The sequence below is a fragment of the Arthrobacter sp. Rue61a genome (genome assembly GCF_000294695.2).
Lineage (GTDB): Bacteria > Actinomycetota > Actinomycetes > Actinomycetales > Micrococcaceae > Arthrobacter > Arthrobacter aurescens_A.
Genome location: NC_018531.1, coordinates 4250612 through 4266548, shown reverse-complemented (window position 1 = coordinate 4266548; position 15937 = coordinate 4250612). Strand labels below are relative to the sequence as shown.

The following is a 15937-nucleotide window of genomic DNA, read 5'->3' as shown; positions in this document are numbered from 1 at the left end:
TTCCCGAACAACAACCGTTCCAGGAACCAACAACTAAATACACAACACCACAGTTGTAACCCAAAGATTTCCCACCCCCACCCAGGAACAACCTGGCACCGGGGTACGGGTAACAGAGTTACGGCGGTCATAGCGTGGGGGAAACGCCCGGTCCCATTCCGAACCCGGAAGCTAAGACCCACAGCGCCGATGGTACTGCACCCGGGAGGGTGTGGGAGAGTAGGACACCGCCGGACAACCATTCACGGGGAGCCCCGACCACCAGGTCGGGGCTCCCCGCATTTAACACCCGTTTCCACAAACCCCCACACCTTCAAAACACCCATCAAACTGAGACAGACCCTGCCCCAAGCAGCCCCAGGTAGTGATCAACGCGGCCGAGATCCACTACGCCGCTTCCGGCTGCGCGTTCCCCCTTGGCCGGCTCCAGCGCAGCCAATGCCCTGCGCATCAGAGAAGGCTCACCCACTTCGCAGGCTGCCTGAGCCACGATGCACCAGGTCGCCTCGAGCAAGAGATCATGTGGGGGATCCGGAAGACGCCGAAGAGCTTCGGCGGCTTGGCCACGTGCTCCTGCCCTCACCAGCAAGAGGGGCCGAACCCAGCGTTCATATGGGCCAAAGTCACCGTCGCTCAGCTGAGCGCTACCCAGTTCAATACTGTTCAGTTCAGCACCACCCAGTTCAGTCTCCTGGCGCAATTCGAGGCCGAGGGTGGCCAACGCCGCGATTCCGTCAGCGAAGCCAGGCATTTCTGTCGGTAGGGGAGGCGGCAGGTTGCTGGTAAGGAAAGTCCACCGGAACCAGTGGGTGAACACGCTGGCCAATGGTCTCTGGTGCCTTAAGGCCAGCTGGTCTACTGCATCCGCTTCGGTACTGGCCGAGTTGATGTCATTCATGGCACACAACGCCTGCATACGAATCAGCCGCCCGTTGATCTCAAAGGTGGGAGAATCGGCGTCGAACGCTGCTGCAATCAGCTGTTGGCCGATATCGGCGCGTTGGGCTGCAAGCCCGGCCGCGGCGAACGTTTGCATAAACCGGGCGCTGAGGGCGAAGCAGAGCAGCTGAGCGTCTCCCAATCGTCTGGCAATTGACTCCGCTTCACAGGCCTCCTGGTGCCGATCGCCTGTTCCTCGGGACTCCATGGCTATGGTTGCCAGAAGGCGGGCACGGCTTCGGTCGCTGAGTCTTGGGTTGGCCGCAAGCGCATCCTCCGCGGCGGCTATCACGACGGCGGCCGCAGCCGGATCATCCGTGCGGGTCCATATTCCAGGTACGTCGTAGCCCCCGATGATGCGGGCGGTGAGTTCAGGATCGTTAAGGTCTGCAGCAGCTTGAATGGCTGCAAGGCGTTGGGTGCGGACTGTCTGAAGATTGCCGGCGACGGCCAAGCTGCCCAACACGGCATTCGAGGCTTCCAACTGAACTCTCGTGCCGCCCCGTGAGTAGGCGGTGGCTGTCATAGCCAGGCCTGGGGTTTTTGGGCGATACAACTCCGAATCCCCGCGAAGAATCCGACGCTCCAAGTCAACCAGTCCAGGGCTGGGGTCCAGCCCGAGTTCGTTGACAAGCTGGCTGCGTGCCCTCCGAAGGGCGGCCAGCGCATCACCTTGGCGTCGGTTCCCATACAAGGCCAGCGCCAGCAAGCGCCAACCTTCTTCGCGCCAGGGGTTCCCCTCCACGTGTGCTTCGAGCATGGAGACTGCGTCCGCTGGCCGGCCGCAGTCCAGCCGCGCTTCTGCGCAATGTTCGACGGCGGTCTTGCGCAACTCCGTAAGTCGCTTCACCTCAGAAATGGCCCACGGCCGTTCGGCAAATTCTTCAAAGGCCGCGCCGTGCCAGTCCGAGAGGGCTGTGGACAACAGGGAATCCACCTCCTCAGGAGATGCTCCTACTGCCGCGGCCACCACAGATTCGAAGCCCCAAGCGTCCACAGCCTCGGTATTGAGCCGTAGCGCATATCCGTCGCCGACGGTGAGGAGGACGCTTGGCGGGGTCCGGGGAGGCCTGTGCGGTTCAAGGATACGGCGAAGCTCGCCGACGAAGGTCCTGACAGCTCCCACGGCTCCTTCTGCCGGGCTGCCATCCCACAGCTCTTCAATCAGCGATGCCGTGGAGATAGCCCGGCCGCGCTGTGCCACGAGAATCCCAATGATTTCCCTATGCCTTCGTTTGGTGAGTTCCCGCGACACTCCGTCAGCGATCACCGAGATGGGGCCGAGGACTCGGATCTGGAGGTTGCTCACAGGTCAATCGTATTCAGGGGGTACGACACCCTTGATTGATAGCCGGGCCGAAGAGCGCCGGCTGATTGAGGGCTGATTCGGTAGCGGGAGAGTGGACTAACCACCAACGAATGGAGACCCCATGGCTTTGACCTTGTTGACCGACGCCACCTATCACCGCGTCCCGGTAGCACCCGATGTGCACTTGAACGTAGCGGTCGCAGGGAGCGGACCCGCCGTCGTACTTTTGCATGGTTTTCCGCAGACGCATCTGATGTGGAGGCACGTCGCCGTTGATCTGGCGAAGGATCACACCGTCATTTGCCCTGACCTCCGCGGCTACGGAGCGAGTGACAAACCCGCGGAAGAAGACGGAGGGACGTACTCAAAACGGACCATGGCTGCCGATGTCGTGATGGCCGCCCGATTCTTTGGTCATGACCGGTTCGCCTTGGCCGGCCATGACAGGGGTGCCCTTGTGGCTCTGCGGGCTGGCTTGGATCATCCCAAAACCGTGACACACCTTCTCGCCTTGGATGTGCTCCCGACGTTGGATATGTGGGAGATCCTCCGCGGGGCGGACGCCAAAGTGGCTTGGCATCTATACCTGATGGCCCAATCGCCCGGGATTCCGGAGCCCATGATCGAAGCGACGGCTGATTCGTTCTTCGCCTCCTTCCTGGACGGATGGGTCAATAATCCGGAGTCCATTACTGCGGAGTATCGGAACGAGTACCTGCGGGCATCGCGTGAAGCAGTGTGGTCGATCGTCGCGGACTACCGGGCTTCTGCAGGAATCGACATCTCGCATGATCGCGCGGATAGGAACGCCGGACGCACCCTGGACATGCCGGTCACTGTGATGCAGCAGGATTGGGGTGCGGCGCTGGGCTACGACGCCGCTTCACTTTGGGGCGCGTGGGCGCCGGCCCTCAAACACATGACGCTGAACACAGGTCACTTCATGGCTGAGGAGAATCCTATGGCAGTGATTACGGCGATGCGGGAGCTGATGGACCGCTAAGAAGCAGGGTTCGACGGCGGTGTGGTGGGGGTTTTGGGGGTGGTTGGGGTGGGGTTGGGGGTGGATTTGCGTTGGGGGTGTGGGGCGTGTATTGTTTTCTGAGTCGCCGGGTGCGAAACGGAAAGCCGGAAGGTGTGTACGGTTCGGTAGGCGGCCAAAAAATAACTCTTCTTTTCCAATGGCCCTGTTGGGTGCGCTGCTTTGTGGTGTGCTGTGGGTGATGTTTTGGGGGGTCTGTTGTTTGAGAACTCAATAGTGTGCCAAGTTTGTTGATACCGATTGTTTTATCAATTGGTTGAATTTATGCCGGATTGTCATGCACCCCCGTGTGTGGTGGTCTGGTTTTCAGCTGGTTTCGAATTTTGTGCAGCCGTGTTCGCCGTTATTTCCGGTGGGTGTGGTTGTGTCTGTTTGATTTGTTTTCTTCAACGGAGAGTTTGATCCTGGCTCAGGATGAACGCTGGCGGCGTGCTTAACACATGCAAGTCGAACGATGATCCCTGGCTTGCTGGGGGGATTAGTGGCGAACGGGTGAGTAACACGTGAGTAACCTGCCCTTGACTCTGGGATAAGCCTGGGAAACTGGGTCTAATACCGGATACGACCATCTGGCGCATGTCATGGTGGTGGAAAGCTTTTGTGGTTTTGGATGGACTCGCGGCCTATCAGCTTGTTGGTGGGGTAATGGCCTACCAAGGCGACGACGGGTAGCCGGCCTGAGAGGGTGACCGGCCACACTGGGACTGAGACACGGCCCAGACTCCTACGGGAGGCAGCAGTGGGGAATATTGCACAATGGGCGCAAGCCTGATGCAGCGACGCCGCGTGAGGGATGACGGCCTTCGGGTTGTAAACCTCTTTCAGTAGGGAAGAAGCGAAAGTGACGGTACCTGCAGAAGAAGCGCCGGCTAACTACGTGCCAGCAGCCGCGGTAATACGTAGGGCGCAAGCGTTATCCGGAATTATTGGGCGTAAAGAGCTCGTAGGCGGTTTGTCGCGTCTGCTGTGAAAGACCGGGGCTCAACTCCGGTTCTGCAGTGGGTACGGGCAGACTAGAGTGCAGTAGGGGAGACTGGAATTCCTGGTGTAGCGGTGAAATGCGCAGATATCAGGAGGAACACCGATGGCGAAGGCAGGTCTCTGGGCTGTAACTGACGCTGAGGAGCGAAAGCATGGGGAGCGAACAGGATTAGATACCCTGGTAGTCCATGCCGTAAACGTTGGGCACTAGGTGTGGGGGACATTCCACGTTTTCCGCGCCGTAGCTAACGCATTAAGTGCCCCGCCTGGGGAGTACGGCCGCAAGGCTAAAACTCAAAGGAATTGACGGGGGCCCGCACAAGCGGCGGAGCATGCGGATTAATTCGATGCAACGCGAAGAACCTTACCAAGGCTTGACATGAACCGGAAAGACCTGGAAACAGGTGCCCCGCTTGCGGTCGGTTTACAGGTGGTGCATGGTTGTCGTCAGCTCGTGTCGTGAGATGTTGGGTTAAGTCCCGCAACGAGCGCAACCCTCGTTCTATGTTGCCAGCGCGTTATGGCGGGGACTCATAGGAGACTGCCGGGGTCAACTCGGAGGAAGGTGGGGACGACGTCAAATCATCATGCCCCTTATGTCTTGGGCTTCACGCATGCTACAATGGCCGGTACAAAGGGTTGCGATACTGTGAGGTGGAGCTAATCCCAAAAAGCCGGTCTCAGTTCGGATTGGGGTCTGCAACTCGACCCCATGAAGTCGGAGTCGCTAGTAATCGCAGATCAGCAACGCTGCGGTGAATACGTTCCCGGGCCTTGTACACACCGCCCGTCAAGTCACGAAAGTTGGTAACACCCGAAGCCGGTGGCCTAACCCTTGTGGGGGGAGCCGTCGAAGGTGGGACCGGCGATTGGGACTAAGTCGTAACAAGGTAGCCGTACCGGAAGGTGCGGCTGGATCACCTCCTTTCTAAGGAGCTGCTAACAACTGGTTGCTGCGCCTGCATGGGTGTGGTGGTGGTTGTCAGTGTTGCCCATTGCGCAGGCGTCTGTTCTGCGGTGGGTGCTCATGGGTGGAATATCAACGAATCAAACTTGTTTGGCATGGCCTTCACCGGTTGTGTCCTGGTGCCAGTACGGCAACCTGTGCCCCTTGTGGGTGTGGTGTTGTTTGGAACGCTGCCGGGGTGCGGGTGTGTGGGGTTGTGTTTGGCGCACTGTTGGGTCCTGAGGCAACAGGACCTTTTTGCAGCAATGCATGGGGGCATCTTCTGGTGTTTCTTTTGTTCCTGCTTCCGGTAGCACTGTTCATCGTGCACGACCCCGCTGTGGTGTGGGTTGTGGTGGGTGGTGGTCTGGTTGACGGGGTTGTTGTTTGAGAACTACATAGTGGACGCGAGCATCTAGAACACACACGTGGCTGATCCCTTTTTTGGGGTTGGTGTGTGTGTTCTTACAGCAATTTCTTATGAATGAACCTGGCCCTTGTGGTCATGGTTCTCTCGAATAGATGATGCATGATCGGATGAGAGTCCGGTCTGTGTGTGGTCAAGTTTTTAAGGGCACACGGTGGATGCCTTGGCATTAGGAGCCGAAGAAGGACGTAGGAATCTGCGATAAGCCTGGGGGAGTTGATAACCGAGCGTTGATCCCAGGATGTCCGAATGGGGAAACCCCGCACAACGCTGCAAGGTGATTGTGTGACCCGCATCTGAACACATAGGGTGCGTGGGGGGAACGCGGGGAAGTGAAACATCTCAGTACCCGCAGGAAGAGAAAACAATAGTGATTCCGTTAGTAGTGGCGAGCGAACGCGGATCAGGCTAAACCGTTTCCATGTGTGATAGCCGGCGGGCGTTGCATGGGCGGGGTTGTGGGACTTTCCGTTCTGGTTCTGCCGGACCAGTGAGGTGAGGTGCAGGCATAGGTGAACGGTCTTGAAAGGCCGGCCAGAGAGGGTGTGAGCCCCGTAACCGTAATGTTGTGCACGGCCTGGGGAGTATCCCAAGTAGCACGGGGCCCGAGAAATCCCGTGCGAATCTGTCAGGACCACCTGATAAGCCTAAATACTTCCTAATGACCGATAGCGGACCAGTACCGTGAGGGAAAGGTGAAAAGTACCCCGGGAGGGGAGTGAAACAGTACCTGAAACCGTGTGCTTACAATCCGTCGGAGCCAGTCTGATTCTGGTGACGGCGTGCCTTTTGAAGAATGAGCCTGCGAGTTAGTGTTACGTCGCGAGGTTAACCCGTGTGGGGTAGCCGTAGCGAAAGCGAGTCTGAATAGGGCGAGTGTAGTGGCGTGATCTAGACCCGAAGCGGAGTGATCTACCCATGGCCAGGTTGAAGCGACGGTAAGACGTCGTGGAGGACCGAACCCACTTCAGTTGAAAATGGAGGGGATGAGCTGTGGGTAGGGGTGAAAGGCCAATCAAACTCCGTGATAGCTGGTTCTCCCCGAAATGCATTTAGGTGCAGCGTTGCGTGTTTCTTGCCGGAGGTAGAGCTACTGGATGGCCGATGGGCCCTACAAGGTTACTGACGTCAGCCAAACTCCGAATGCCGGTAAGTCAGAGCGCAGCAGTGAGACTGTGGGGGATAAGCTTCATAGTCGAGAGGGAAACAGCCCAGACCACCAACTAAGGCCCCTAAGCGTGTGCTAAGTGGGAAAGGATGTGGAGTTGCGAAGACAACCAGGAGGTTGGCTTAGAAGCAGCCATCCTTGAAAGAGTGCGTAATAGCTCACTGGTCAAGTGATTCCGCGCCGACAATGTAGCGGGGCTCAAGTACACCGCCGAAGTTGTGGATTTCACATAATGCCCTAGCCTTCGTGGTTCAGGGGTGTGGAGTGGTAGGGGAGCGTCGTGTGGGCAGTGAAGTCGCGGTGGAAACCAGCGGTGGAGCCTACACGAGTGAGAATGCAGGCATGAGTAGCGAAAGACGGGTGAGAAACCCGTCCGCCGAATGATCAAGGGTTCCAGGGTCAAGCTAATCTGCCCTGGGTAAGTCGGGACCTAAGGCGAGGCCGACAGGCGTAGTCGATGGACAACGGGTTGATATTCCCGTACCGGCGAAAAACCGCCCATGCCAAGCGGGGGATACTAACCGCCCGGAGCCTGCCCGCTCACCCTTGTGGTGTTGTGGGTTTTGGCCGAGCGCGGGACCTGATCCCGGGAGGTAAGCGTATTAACAGGTGTGACGCAGGAAGGTAGCCGGGCCGGGCGATGGTTGCCCCGGTCTAAGGATGTAGGGTCAGGGATAGGCAAATCCGTTCCTGTGTGCTTCGAGCACGATCCTGAGATCTGATGGGACCCCCGTTCGGGGGGATCCGGTGATCCTATGCTGCCAAGAAAAGCATCGACGCGAGGTTTTAGCCGCCCGTACCCCAAACCGACACAGGTGATCAGGTAGAGAATACCAAGGCGATCGAGAGAATTATGGTTAAGGAACTCGGCAAAATGCCCCCGTAACTTCGGGAGAAGGGGGGCCTGCCCCGTGATGGAGACTTGCTCTCCGTGAGCGGGTGTGGGCCGCAGAGACCAGGGGGAAGCGACTGTTTACTAAAAACACAGGTCCGTGCGAAGTCGCAAGACGATGTATACGGACTGACTCCTGCCCGGTGCTGGAAGGTTAAGAGGACCGGTTAGCCCTTACGGGCGAAGCTGAGAATTTAAGCCCCAGTAAACGGCGGTGGTAACTATAACCATCCTAAGGTAGCGAAATTCCTTGTCGGGTAAGTTCCGACCTGCACGAATGGAGTAACGACTTCCCCGCTGTCTCAACCATAAACTCGGCGAAATTGCAGTACGAGTAAAGATGCTCGTTACGCGCAGCAGGACGGAAAGACCCCGAGACCTTTACTATAGTTTGGTATTGGTGTTCGGAGTGGCTTGTGTAGGATAGGTGGGAGACGTTGAAACCCGGACGCCAGTTCGGGTGGAGTCATCGTTGAAATACCACTCTGGTCACTTTGGACATCTAACTTCGGCCCGTGATCCGGGTCAGGGACAGTGCCTGATGGGTAGTTTAACTGGGGCGGTTGCCTCCTAAAAAGTAACGGAGGCGCCCAAAGGTTCCCTCAGCCTGGTTGGCAATCAGGTGTCGAGTGTAAGTGCACAAGGGAGCTTGACTGTGAGAGAGACATCTCAAGCAGGGACGAAAGTCGGGACTAGTGATCCGGCGGTACATTGTGGAATGGCCGTCGCTCAACGGATAAAAGGTACCTCGGGGATAACAGGCTGATCTTGCCCAAGAGTCCATATCGACGGCATGGTTTGGCACCTCGATGTCGGCTCGTCGCATCCTGGGGCTGGAGTAGGTCCCAAGGGTTGGGCTGTTCGCCCATTAAAGCGGTACGCGAGCTGGGTTTAGAACGTCGTGAGACAGTTCGGTCCCTATCCGCTGCGCGCGCAGGAAATTTGAGAAGGGCTGTCCTTAGTACGAGAGGACCGGGACGGACGAACCTCTGGTGTGTCAGTTGTACTGCCAAGTGCATCGCTGATTAGCTACGTTCGGATGGGATAACCGCTGAAAGCATCTAAGCGGGAAGCTCGCTTCAAGATGAGATTTCCATACACATTATGTGTGAGAGGCCCCCAGCCAGACCACTGGGTTGATAGGCCGGATGTGGAAGCGAGGACTAAAGACTCGTGAAGCTGACCGGTACTAATAGGCCAACAACTTACACCACACAACACACTGCACGCGTCCACTATGTGGTTCCCGAACAACAACCGTTCCAGGAACCAACAACTAAATACACAACACCACAGTTGTAACCCAAAGATTTCCCACCCCCACCCAGGACAACCTGGCACCGGGGTTCGGGTAACAGAGTTACGGCGGTCATAGCGTGGGGGAAACGCCCGGTCCCATTCCGAACCCGGAAGCTAAGACCCACAGCGCCGATGGTACTGCACCCGGGAGGGTGTGGGAGAGTAGGACACCGCCGGACAACCATTCACGGGAAGCCCCGACCACCACGGTCGGGGCTCCCCGCATTTAACAGGAGCAGACGCCACTGACGGCTGAAAGCAACCGTCAGTCGCGTCCCGACTCGGGTAGGGTCAGCGCCAGAACTCGCTTAGGGAACCGGCCAAGGCCCTGCCCTGATCGAAACCGGCCCGGGCCGCCGCCGGCCGCAAGGTCAGGTCCATGGCATTGATGCCGAACAGGTGCTCCGCCTCGGTGTCGGGGAAGATGGTCTCAACCCGGCTGCCGCTACTGCGCAGTTGGCCCACCTGTGCCGCGAGGTGCATGTTCCACTCCAACGGCGTCCGTGTCCTGCCCCCAAATGGCGACAGCACCAGCACGCGCCTGTACCCGGCAGCCAAGTCGGCATTCTCGGCGTTGGATCGGTAGCCGCCGTCGATATAGTGCTTGCTGCCTATGGCGTAAGCGAAGCCACTGGCGCAGCTGGCGGCCACAGCGTCAACCAAGTCCACTCCACTGTGGTGGTCGAACACCACCGGTTCGCCGGTTTTGGCGTCAACCACAGTGAGGAGCACCAGTCGTTCAGGCCACTCTTGATGGGGTAGCCGGGCTGAAACGGTTGCTCGCCAGCGAGCACTGGAGCCATCCATTGCCTCGGCCATGTCCATTGCTGCTGCGCCCATTCTGCGGCGCATATCAGCCATATCCGCTGAGGCCTCCAGGATTTGGCCCGTACGTTCCATGTGGTCTGTCACGGGTCGGGCTCCGTTGTTTTGCCCTGCCCCTGACCTGGCAGGTGTGGCCCGGCCTGAAGCAAAAACCGCGTTCTGCGGGGCAGCAGCAATGATGTCGTTAAAGAGCGCGGTGGGATTTGCCCCGGCAAACTGGGCCGCCGCCGTCGAACCGGCCGATGTGCCGACGGTAAGGTCTGCAGCGGTCACGTCCAACCCGGCGTCGAACAGGCCGGCGACGACGCCGATCAACCAGGCATTGCCTGTTGACCCGCCGCCACCGAGGATTAGCGCCCGCTCGCCGACAGGCACCCGGTAAGAAGCATCAACTGTCAGTTGAGGCTGCTGCAGAGGAGAAGAAGATGTTGTGTTCATGGGAGCCGCCTTTCGCGAATTGCCTGACTGGCGCTCCCGGTGGCGACTAGCTCAGTCGCGAGATCGTGGACTGCAGGGGAGCGCCCACTGTGGATACTGCGTACATGGGACTCACCTCCTGACGGAAAATCACGATCACAGGAAAGCTATCAGTCGCCCCACTGGAGCGCAATCGCAAAGGAGGCGGCAGGTAGAGTCTGGGGATGATTCTCACGCAAAGCCTGGAGCACCACTCAGCTGGTAAAGAGGCTGGTCAGCTTTTTCTGCGCCCTCTGGAGCAGTCAGATGCGGCCGCCCTGGCCGCTGCCTACCGGCGGAACCGTGAGCACCTGGCACCGTGGGAACCGGTCCGGGCCGATGAGTTTTTCACCACCGCGGGCCAAGAAGCGGTGATCCGAGCGAAGCTGAACCTCTACGAACAGGGCAATGAGGTGCCCTGGGTGTTGACGACAGCGAAGGGCATCATAGGGATGATCACCCTCTCCGGTATTGTCCGCGGGCCCTTCCTGAATGCCAACCTCGGTTACTGGGTGGATGAGGCGTGGACGGGCAAGGGCGTAGCGTCGGGCGCGGTGGCCGCTGTGGTAGATATGGGCACCAATGAGCTCGGCCTGCACCGGATCCAGGCCGCGACGCTGGCGCACAACACGGCCTCGCAAGCGGTCCTGAAGCGTTGCGGTTTCGAGCGGATAGGGATGGCGCCGTCCTACCTTCGGATCGCCGGGGAATGGCAGGATCATGTCCTGTTCCAACGCATTCTGTTCTAACCGGGAAGGACCTACGGAGTGCCAGCTGTGCCAGCTGCCATCGCCGTAGGGTACGCCAAGGGCGTAAAGCACTCCTAAAAACCCCGAAATTCCGGTGATTTTGGTCAAAAAGGCGCGGAAACACGCGGAATTTGCTGGCCATGGCAGTCCAAGCTGGTAAGTTTTCGAACAGTGGCTTGCTCGCATTCCGCTTGAAAGCTCAAAAACGTATGAGTCCAGGAGGACGTAAATGGCTAAGAACCGTAGTGAACTCGTTGCAGAGGTAGCAGGCAAGGCTGGCACCAGCCAGGCAGCAGTCAACTCCGTGCTCGATGCACTGTTCGAAGTTTTCGAGACTTCTGTCGCCGCCGGCGAAAAGATCACCATCCCGGGCTGGCTCGCAGTTGAGCGCACCGACCGTGCAGCTCGCACCGGCCGCAACCCGCAGACCGGCGAAACCATCCAGATCGCAGCCGGCCACAGCGTCAAGCTGACCGCTGGCTCCAAGCTGAAGGCTGCTGTCGCCAAGAAGAAGTAACTCTTCGGCGAACGCCTTGAAGGGACGGCAACCTGCTGGTTGCCGTCCCTTTTGCTGTTAAGGCTGTTAGTTAATGCACATAGCGCTCTTCCGATTCGCAGCCCGGCGGCAGGTAGCGGACAATGGATAAGTGCCATCAGTAAGAAGTTCCGCTACTGCCCCTTCGCCTGTTCCCAAGCCGGGAGCGCGGGGAGGCGCTTCGGTCGCGGGTATTTCCTTGCCGTGGCAACTGGCCGGACTGGCGGTGCTGTTCCTGGCTCTCGCAGCGGCCCTTATCTTCTCCGGCGCCTCAGCCGCCCGGCAGGTTTCTGATCCCGGTGAGTTGGTCCGGTGGGGCCTTCCCGTAGCAAAGGCCATCCACAATGTGTCCGTGGCTACGGTGGTTGGTGGCCTGATCTTCGCTGTGGGCATCCTGCCCAAAAACCTTGGCGGTTCCCGGTCCCGTGAGAAGGACGTTGACGCGCCGGAACACCCGGCCTTCGCCCGTGCATTGGCCGTTGCGGCGGCAGCCGGCGCCGCATGGACACTGTCCGCCGTCGCGGTCTTGGTCCTGACATACGCAGACGTGGCGGGGCAGGGGCTCTCCGGAGATGCCGAGTTCACGCGCTCCCTGGTCTACTTCATGACGGACATTGAGACCGGCAAGGCCTGGCTCGCGGTCACCATCATCGCCGCCGTTGTGACCACCGCGCTGTTCGGCGTCCGATCATTGACGGGCCTGGCGTTCACACTCCTGCTGGCCCTGATTGGACTGGTTCCTACAGCCTTGATCGGACACTCCTCCAGCTCCAGCGACCACGAAGGGGCCATCAATTCTCTGGGCCTCCACCTGGTGGGTGTTTCCACATGGGTGGGCGGCATCATCATGCTCGCGGTCCTCTCCGGGATTCTTACGGGTTCCAAGAACAAGGGGACACCGGACATCACAGAGCAGACCCTGCGTCGTTTCTCGTCGCTGGCAGGCTTTGCCTTTGTCCTGGTGTTCGCCTCGGGTGTCATCAACGCTGCCATCCGCGTCACCAACCCCGCCGACCTTTTTGGCTCGGCCTATGGCCAGCTCATTATCGCCAAGTCGCTGGCCACCCTGGTGCTGGGCGGCATCGGCTTCATGCACCGCCAGTGGGTCATCCCGCAGCTGGGCAAGAACGGCTCCATGTCGGCCCGCCGTGTGCTGTGGCAGCTTGTTTTGGTTGAGCTTCTGGTGATGGGCGCGACGTCGGGACTTGCCGTTGCGCTGGGACGTTCGGCTCCGCCGCAGCCCACCACCTACGCGCCCGATGCCTCGCCGTCGTTCATCCTCTCCGGATACGAGCTTCCACCAGAGTTGACTCCGGAGCGCTGGCTTACGGAATGGCGCCTGGACTGGCTGTGGGTGGGAATCGCACTGTTCGGCGCGGTCACCTACATCCTGGGCATCATCAAGGTCCGCAAGCGTGGAGATAAGTGGTCCTGGTTCCGGACAGCCAACTGGCTGATCGGCTTGGTGGTGCTCACGTACATCACCTCAGGTCCGCCCGCTGTCTACGGCCGTGTCCTGTTCTCTGCGCACATGGTGGACCACATGGCCCTCACCATGGTGGCGCCGATCTTCCTCGTCCTGGGCGCCCCCGTAACCCTTGCCTTGCGGGCACTCCCGGCCCGAGGCGAAGGTATCCACGGGTCACGGGGTTTGCGCGAATGGCTGCTGCTGTTTGTGCACTCCAAGTTCTCGCAGATCGTAACGCACCCGCTGTTCGCTGCAGCCAACTTCGCGGGCTCCATTGTGCTGTTCTACTACTCTGACCTGTTCAGCCTTGCGATGCGCGAGCATGTTGGCCATGAGCTCATGAACGTGCACTTCCTGCTGACCGGCTACATTTTTGTGCTGAGCATGATTGGCAGCGATCCTCTCCCGCGTCGAGCCCCTTACCCGATGCGCCTGCTCCTACTGCTGGCCACCATGGGCTTCCATGCATTCTTCGGCGTGGCCATCATGGGTGGCACCGGGCTGTTGGCCGCTGACTACTTTGGAAACCTGGGCCGGGCCTGGGGGCCGTCGGCCATTGGAGACCAACAATTGGGCGGCGCAGTGGCGTGGGGCATCGGCGAAGTCCCCACTTTGCTGGTGGCAATCGGCGTCGCCGTCTTGTGGTCCCGATCGGACGAACGGGAGACCCGACGGGTAGATCGGGCAGCCGACAGGAATAACGACGCCGATCTCAGTGCTTACAACGATATGTTTGCCCGGCTCGCTGACCGCGACGCAAAGATGGCAAACCGCACCACCCAAGCATCCAGGACGCCCCAGGGATCCACCACGGCGCAGGCGGAACGCAGCAACGCCGAACGCCCCACCACAGACTCTGCCGGGCAGACTGAACCGAACACCAAGCTGGAAGGACGCTGATGAGCGAAACCGTACGTACCCAACACCGGGTCCGGGCCTCCGAACTGGAGGGCCGCGGCTGGCTCAACACGGGCGGGAAATCCCTGGACCTCGAGTCCTTGCGCGGCAAGATCGTGCTGCTCGACTTCTGGACCTTCTGCTGCATCAACTGCCTGCACGTGCTGGACGAGCTGCGCCCCCTTGAGGAAAAGTACTCGGACGTGCTGGTGACGGTCGGCGTGCATTCGCCCAAGTTCGAACACGAAGCGGATCCTGTTGCACTGGCATCTGCCGTGGAACGCTACGAAATTCACCACCCGGTCCTGGACGATCCCGAGCTCGCGACGTGGAAGGCCTACACCGCCCGCGCATGGCCCACACTGGTGGTCGTTGATCCCGAGGGCTACATCGTGGCCCATCTCTCCGGTGAGGGCCACGCCGACGGCCTCGCTGTCCTCCTGGAGGAACTCGTGGCAGAGCACGAAGCCAAGGGGACCCTCCACCGCGGTAATGGGCCGTACGTGGCCCCCGAGCCGACGTCGGGCACTTTGCGCTTCCCCGGAAAGGCGACCCAGCTTCCCAACGGCAACTACCTGGTTGTGGACTCCGGCCATCACCGCTTGGTGGAACTCCGCCCGGACCTTGAAACCGTGGAGCGCGTCATCGGCTCCGGCACCAAGGGCTACCTGGACGGACAGTCGGAGATTGCACAGTTCAACGAGCCTCAGGGCGTGACGCTGCTGCCGTCGGAGCTCGCGTGGAAGCTGGGCTACGACGCCGTTGTGGCTGACACAGTGAACCACCGCCTCCGTGGCGTCACGCTGAGTTCCGGCTACGTGCAGACGCTCGCCGGCAACGGTGTTCAGCGGCTGCTCGACGCCGGTCCCGCCCGGGTGACAGACACCGGCGCCGGCACTTGGTCTGAACACCACGACGGCGGCCCTGCTGACTTCGCTGCCGACGCGATCGATGTGGGGGCGCTTGGTCTCGGCACCGAGGTTTCACTATCCTCGCCGTGGGATGTGGTCTGGAGCGAAAAGCTGCAGCGCGTCGTCATCGCCATGGCGGGAACCCACCAGATTTTCGCCTTCGACCCCCTGGCCAACGAGGTTTCCATCCTCGCGGGCTCCGGACTTGAAGGCCTGCTGGACGGCAAGGCGGAGGAGGCATGGTTCGCACAGTCGTCCGGGCTGGCCATCGACGGTGAAGACAACATCTGGGTGGCTGACTCGGAAACGTCGTCCTTGCGTCGCCTGGTCATCAGCGATTCCGGTGTGAGCGTGGAAACTGCCATCGGCAAGGGCCTGTTTGATTTCGGGTTCCGTGATGGCGAGGCTTCTGAAGCACGCCTGCAGCACCCCTTGGGTGTCACGGTTCTGCCGGACAATTCCGTGGCCATCGCTGACACCTACAACGGTGCCGTTCGCCGCTACGACCCTGCCACCAAGTCCGTATCCACCCTGGCCAGGGGCCTCGCTGAGCCGAGTGACGTCGTCGTGGTCCAGGTAGAAGGCAGCGATCCGCTGCTTATCGTGGTGGAGTCGAACAAGCACCAACTGGTCCTGGTTCCCATTCCCAAGGAAGCCCAGCAGGTGGATGAGGGAGCTGCGCAGACACACCGTCCCAAGAGCCCGGTGACCCCCGGAACCCTTGAGCTGGCAGTGCGCTTCAAGGCTCCGACCGGCCAGAAGCTGGACGACCGTTGGGGCGATCCCACACAGCTGAAGATTTCCTCCACGCCGCCGGAACTGCTGGTCTCCGGTGGTGGGACATCGGTGGGCTTGCTGCGCACCCTGGAGCTGTCCGCCGATGTTCCCGAGGGCATCCTCCACATCACCGCCCGCGCGGCCGCATGCGATGGTCCTGAGACTGAGGACGGCGAAATCCCCGATCACGCAGCGTGCCACCTCTACCAGCAGGACTGGGGCATTCCGGTAATCCTGCAGGCCGACGGTGAGTCCGAGCTGGTCCTGGACCTGCGCGGCATGGACTAAACGTTAGCTACCGAGAATGGCCCGGGTC

Annotated in this window: 7 protein-coding genes and 4 rRNA genes; 9 read left to right on the top strand and 2 right to left on the bottom strand. The window is 60.1% G+C overall.

Annotated elements, in window-relative coordinates; genetic code table 11:
- Positions 1-119: 119 nt before the first annotated feature.
- Positions 120-236: ribosomal RNA gene (rrf, locus tag ARUE_RS19440) — 5S ribosomal RNA — on the top strand.
- Between the two features lie 89 nt (positions 237-325).
- Here the strand turns inward: rrf (ARUE_RS19440) and ARUE_RS19435 are convergent.
- Entirely contained in the window at positions 326-2248 is a 1923-nt protein-coding gene (locus ARUE_RS19435; RefSeq protein WP_014922992.1) for an AfsR/SARP family transcriptional regulator, read from the bottom strand.
- A gap of 121 nt (positions 2249-2369) precedes the next feature.
- Here ARUE_RS19435 and ARUE_RS19430 point away from each other — a divergent pair, with 121 nt between their 5' ends.
- The 4 genes from ARUE_RS19430 (at position 2370) to rrf (ARUE_RS19415) (ending at position 9182) form a co-directional block, all read left to right on the top strand.
- On the top strand, positions 2370-3251 hold the full coding sequence (locus ARUE_RS19430; protein WP_014922991.1) for an alpha/beta fold hydrolase: 882 nt from the start codon (positions 2370-2372) through the stop codon (positions 3249-3251).
- Between the two features lie 425 nt (positions 3252-3676).
- Positions 3677-5199, top strand: a 16S ribosomal RNA gene (locus ARUE_RS19425).
- A 576-nt stretch (positions 5200-5775) separates the two neighbouring features.
- Positions 5776-8918 (top strand): 23S ribosomal RNA (locus tag ARUE_RS19420).
- A gap of 147 nt (positions 8919-9065) precedes the next feature.
- Positions 9066-9182 (top strand): 5S ribosomal RNA (gene rrf / locus ARUE_RS19415).
- The 16S, 23S and 5S rRNA genes sit together here, the layout of an rRNA operon.
- 112 nt (positions 9183-9294) lie before the next feature.
- Here rrf (ARUE_RS19415) and ARUE_RS19410 read toward each other — a convergent pair.
- Positions 9295-10266, bottom strand: a complete 972-nt coding sequence (locus tag ARUE_RS19410; RefSeq protein WP_014922990.1) for a patatin-like phospholipase family protein — start codon at positions 10264-10266, stop codon at positions 9295-9297.
- Between the two features lie 203 nt (positions 10267-10469).
- On the opposite strand from ARUE_RS19410, the gene ARUE_RS19405 reads away from it, so the two are divergent.
- The 4 genes from ARUE_RS19405 to ARUE_RS19390 all read left to right on the top strand — a co-directional run bounded on the left by ARUE_RS19405 (position 10470) and on the right by ARUE_RS19390 (position 15909).
- On the top strand, positions 10470-11033 hold the full coding sequence (locus ARUE_RS19405) for a GNAT family N-acetyltransferase (protein WP_014922989.1): 564 nt from the start codon (positions 10470-10472) through the stop codon (positions 11031-11033).
- A gap of 229 nt (positions 11034-11262) precedes the next feature.
- Positions 11263-11550 carry an HU family DNA-binding protein gene (locus tag ARUE_RS19400; protein ID WP_011776355.1) on the top strand — a complete coding sequence of 96 codons (288 nt, stop codon included), beginning with the start codon at positions 11263-11265 and terminating at the stop codon, positions 11548-11550.
- Between the two features lie 130 nt (positions 11551-11680).
- The gene (locus tag ARUE_RS19395) at positions 11681-13936 is read left to right on the top strand and encodes a bifunctional copper resistance protein CopD/cytochrome c oxidase assembly protein (RefSeq protein ID WP_011776354.1); all 2256 of its coding nucleotides are present in this window, start codon (positions 11681-11683) and stop codon (positions 13934-13936) included.
- Positions 13936-15909: an NHL domain-containing thioredoxin family protein gene (locus ARUE_RS19390; protein WP_011776353.1), complete on the top strand. Its 1974-nt coding sequence runs from the start codon at positions 13936-13938 to the stop codon at positions 15907-15909. Before ARUE_RS19395 ends, ARUE_RS19390 begins: the two co-directional genes overlap by 1 nt.
- Positions 15910-15937 lie beyond the last annotated feature (28 nt).